General features: G+C 67.4%; 4 protein-coding genes. 1 reads left to right on the top strand and 3 read right to left on the bottom strand.

Annotated elements, in window-relative coordinates:
- On the top strand, positions 1-831 hold an 831-nt coding region (locus tag ACRDUX_RS07995), incomplete at its 5' end, for a PDDEXK-like endonuclease domain-containing protein (protein WP_526412687.1).
- Here ACRDUX_RS07995 and ACRDUX_RS07990 read toward each other — a convergent pair.
- The 3 genes from ACRDUX_RS07990 to purB all read right to left on the bottom strand — a co-directional run.
- Entirely contained in the window at positions 791-1,732 is a 942-nt protein-coding gene (locus ACRDUX_RS07990) for a tellurite resistance/C4-dicarboxylate transporter family protein (protein ID WP_526412685.1), read from the bottom strand. The two genes, ACRDUX_RS07995 and ACRDUX_RS07990, sit on opposite strands and share 41 nt — an antisense overlap.
- On the bottom strand, positions 1,729-2,943 hold the full coding sequence (locus ACRDUX_RS07985; protein WP_526412683.1) for a cytochrome P450: 1,215 nt from the start codon (positions 2,941-2,943) through the stop codon (positions 1,729-1,731). Before ACRDUX_RS07985 ends, ACRDUX_RS07990 begins: the two co-directional genes overlap by 4 nt.
- Positions 2,940-4,237, bottom strand: a 1,298-nt coding sequence (purB, locus tag ACRDUX_RS07980) for an adenylosuccinate lyase (protein ID WP_526412681.1), incomplete at its 5' end; no start/stop codon positions are given. The genes ACRDUX_RS07985 and purB, both read right to left, overlap by 4 nt.

The following is a 4,237-nucleotide window of genomic DNA, read 5'->3' as shown; positions in this document are numbered from 1 at the left end:
GTCGTGACGCTGGCGCAAGCCCGCGGCGCAGGCATCAGCAAGTACGCCGTCCACCGGCGCATAAGGACCGGTCAATGGCTCCAGTGCGCACCGGGCGTCTATTTCGCAGACGACAGGCCGTTCGATGACGCGGCACGAATTCGTGCTGCGGTGTGGAGCTACGGCGAGCGAGCCGCGGCAAGTGGTCTGGCCGCCGCGTGGTGGCACGGCGTCACCAAGTTCGCGCCCGACACCGTGGAGGTGACGGTGCCACGCAATAGTCACGGGCGTTGCCACGCTGGTTCGAGAGTTCGTCGCCGCGACTTGAAGAACGCGGACATCGTCGAGCACCGCGGCCTGCAGGTGACCGCCATCGCACTCACCGCCATCGAAGCGGCCGTTAGACGAGGGGGAGGCGCAAAGTTGTTGGACACCGCGCTGCAGCGCCATGTCGAGCTGCCTCCGTTGTGGACTGCCCACCTGCGGAACAAGGGGCGATATGGTTCGCCCGCTGCGCGCCGAATGCTCCAAGCCGCGGATGACGGCGCTCGTTCGGCGGCAGAACGTCTGTTGATCCAACTGTTGAAACAGGCTGGGATCACCGGTTGGAAGGCCAATCAACTCGTCGCGGGTTACGAGGTAGACGTCCTATTCCAGGCCGCCAAGGTCGCCATCGAGGTCGACGGCTTCGCCTTCCACAGCGACGCCGACGAATTCCACCGGGATCGCAAGAAGCAGAATGCGATCGCGCTGGCCGGCTACCAAGTGCTCCGGTTCACCTGGCTCGACCTGACTGAATATCCCGAGCGGGTCATCGCCACCATCCGCCACGCGATTGGGCGCGGTGAGTAGCGGCGGACGCAACCGAGCGCGCCGAAATCGCGAGGGACGGGGAGGTGGCGAGCCATAGCGCGAACGCGAGCCAGAAGAACGCCAACGACACGACCGTCAACCAGGTCCACCCCGTCTCGGCCGCCATCGCGAAGGTCGCCGACGAGTACATGCCGAGCGGGAACACCGCGGGCCAATCGCGAATCCGGCGCCAGCCGACCGCGGCCAGCGGGAGGATCCACAGCGATGCGAGCACCCACGTCACGATCGTCACACCGCGGACGGCATCGGCAATGGGACCGGAATGCAGCGCGTGGTGGATGTGGTCTCCGGCCAACGTCGCGATCGCCAGACCCCCCATCAGGATCCAGTGGTCGGGCGGGACGTTGCGCCGTACTGCCGGCTCGTGCGTGGCCCGCCACCCGATGAGCGCCGTCATCGCGCAGTACGCGCAGAGCGCCAGCGTCCAGAAGATCAACGCCAAGAACACGACGTCGGCCGCCACACACACGATGGCCAGCCCGGAGGTCGCGACGCTCGCCAACTCCCACCCACCGCGCGCCCGGTCGCGCAGGCCCGTCCAGCGAATCCGCCACATACCCCTGACGACGAACGGCGCCAGAGACAACCAGCCCTGCAGAGCGAGGCCGCCGAGGATCCATACCACCACCGGGTGTGAATCGAACCTGGCCGCCACCACGCAGCATGCGGCGACGTAGGTGAACAAGCCGATCGCCGTGTCCAGGTCGCCGAGCTTCCACGAATCCCGCTTCCAGACGACGGCCGCCGCGATGACGAGTACCGGCAGCGCCACGACCGCAACGATCGCCAGCGCCGCACTGATCACGTCCATGCCGTGATCGGCGGCGGCGACCGAGACGATACCCGTCGCCATCACGGCCGCGAATGCGTCGGGCCTCATCGTCGAAGTTCGACCACCATGTGCCGGATGCCGGTGTGCCGGTTGCTGCGCGTCCACTCGACGGGCTTGACCAACGAGGCGACGTGGAACCGCGTCAGCAGCTCCTCGAACAGCACCCGCAACTCGAGGCGCGCCAGGTTCGCACCGAGGCAGTAATGCACTCCTTGCCCGAAACCCAAGTGCGGGTTCGGCCTTCGCGCCACGTCGAATACCTCCGCGTCGGTGAACACCGCGCTGTCTCGGTTCGCCGATCCCTCCCAGATCTGGACCTTCTGCCCGGCTTCGATCGCGCACCCGCCGAGTTCGACGTCGCGCGTCGCGGTGCGCCGCTTGGACGGTGACGGCGTGGTCCAGCGCACCATCTCCTCGACGGCGGCCGGCAGGGACGCGAGATCGTCTCGGAGCACGCGCATCTGGTCGGGGTGCTCGATCAGCGCCAGCAGCCCGCCCGCGATGGAGTTTCGCGTGGTTTCGGCGCCCGCACTGAAGAGCAGACTGAAGAAGAGGTACAGCTCGAGATCGGAGAGAGCGCAGGCATCGTCGTTGGCCACCACCGACAACATGTCATCGGTCGGCTCGGCGCGCTTCGACGCGATCAGCTCCTGGCCGTACGCGGACATGCGCGACCCGGCCTCGTCGACGGACATCCGCGGGAGGGCCGCCTTTCGCGAGCCGCCGAAGTCGAACTGCGGTTCGATCGCCTCGAACAGCCAATGCCGTTCGGACTCAGGCACTCCCAGCAGGATGCAGATCATCTGCATGGGCAGTTCCGCAGCCACGTCGACCAGGAAGTCGAAGGGCACCCCGGGTTCGACGCGGTCGAGCAAGCGGCGAGCCCTGGCCCGAAGGTCGTCGGAGATGCGCGACACCATCCGCGGCGTCAGCCCGGAGCTGACCAGCCCGCGGATCTGCGCGTGCCGTGGGTCGTCCATCATGTTGAGCACCTGGCCCGCGATCGAGAGGTCCTGCAGCAGCGTGCCGCCAAACGGTCGCGAGCCTCCCGTCACCGACGAGAAGCAGTCCGGATCACGAAGCACGGCAAGGTTTTCCGCGTAGGTCGCCACCGACCAGAAGCCCTCGCCGTCGGGAGTGCGCTCGGTGGCTTCGTGCCAGTAGACCGGAGCCTCGCGGCGGTGCACCGCGAACAACTCGTGCGGGAAACCCGCCGCGAAGTTGTCCAGGTCGGTGAAGTCAACCGCCGCCAGGGTCACAGGATGGCGCCCGAGGTGTACTTCGCCGCTTCGGGGTACCGCCTCACCAACTCCTCGACGGCCGCAGCGACGGCGTCGACCTGTGCAGTGGCCGCACCGGTGAACGCCTCCTTGTCCGCCAACGCCGCGTCGAGGGCGTCCCGATCCAGGGGCAACCGCGGATCAGCGGCCAGTCGGTCCAGAAGGTCTGGCTCCGAACCTCTTTCGCGCATGGCCAGGGCCACGGCGACGGCGTGTTCCTTGATCACCTCGTGGGCCGTTTCGCGGCCGACGCCGGCGCGGACCGCCGCGATCAGGATGCGGGTGGTGGCCAGGAAGGGCAGGTAGCGGTCGAGCTCACGTTGGATCACCGCGGGGTAGGCGCCGAACTCGTCGAGCACGGTGAGGAACGTCTCGATCTGGCCGTCGACGGCGAAGAACGCGTCGGGAAGCGCGACGCGACGCACCACCGAGCAGAACACGTCACCCTCGTTCCACTGTGCGCCTGCGAGTTCGGCGGCCATCGATGCGTACCCGCGCAGCACGACCTGCAGACCGTTGACGCGCTCGCACGAACGCGAGTTCATCTTGTGTGGCATCGCCGACGAGCCGACCTGACCGGGTGCGAAGCCCTCGGTGACCAGTTCGTTGCCCGCCATCAGCCGGATGGTGTGCGCCAACGAGGAAGGGCCTGCCCCCAACTGAACCAGCGCGGACACGACGTCATGGTCCAACGACCGCGGGTACACCTGTCCGACACTGGTGAAAACGTCTGCGAAGCCCAGGAATTCAGCCACCCGCTGCTCGAGCGAAGCCAGCCGGACGGTGTCGCCGTCGAACAGATCGAGCATGTCCTGCGCCGTGCCCATGGGTCCCTTGATGCCGCGCAGCGGGTAACGGTCGATCAGCTCGGACAGGCGCGTCAGCGCGACGAGGGTCTCCTCGGCCGCCGATGCGAATCGCTTGCCGAGCGTCGTCGCCTGCGCCGCGACGTTGTGACTGCGGCCCGCCATCACCAGATCCCGGTAGAGGGTCGCGCGTTCGGCCAGCCGCGCGACCACCGCGACACCGTGCGCGTGAACGAGTTCCAGGGAGCGACGAATTTGCAGTTGTTCGACGTTCTCCGTGAGGTCGCGACTCGTCATGCCCTTGTGCACGTGTTCGTGCCCGGCCAGCGCGTTGAACTCCTCGATGCGCGCCTTGACGTCGTGGCGCGTCACCCGCTCGCGGGCGTTGATCGACGCGAGATCGACCTGCTCGAGGACCCGCTCGTAGTCGGCGATCACGCCGTCGGGCACCGAGACGCCCAACTCGT

The organism is Mycobacterium sp. (assembly GCF_050701675.1).
Lineage (GTDB): Bacteria > Actinomycetota > Actinomycetes > Mycobacteriales > Mycobacteriaceae > Mycobacterium.
Note: the sequence above shows the minus strand (reverse complement) of the source record. Positions and strands in the feature narration are given on the sequence as shown.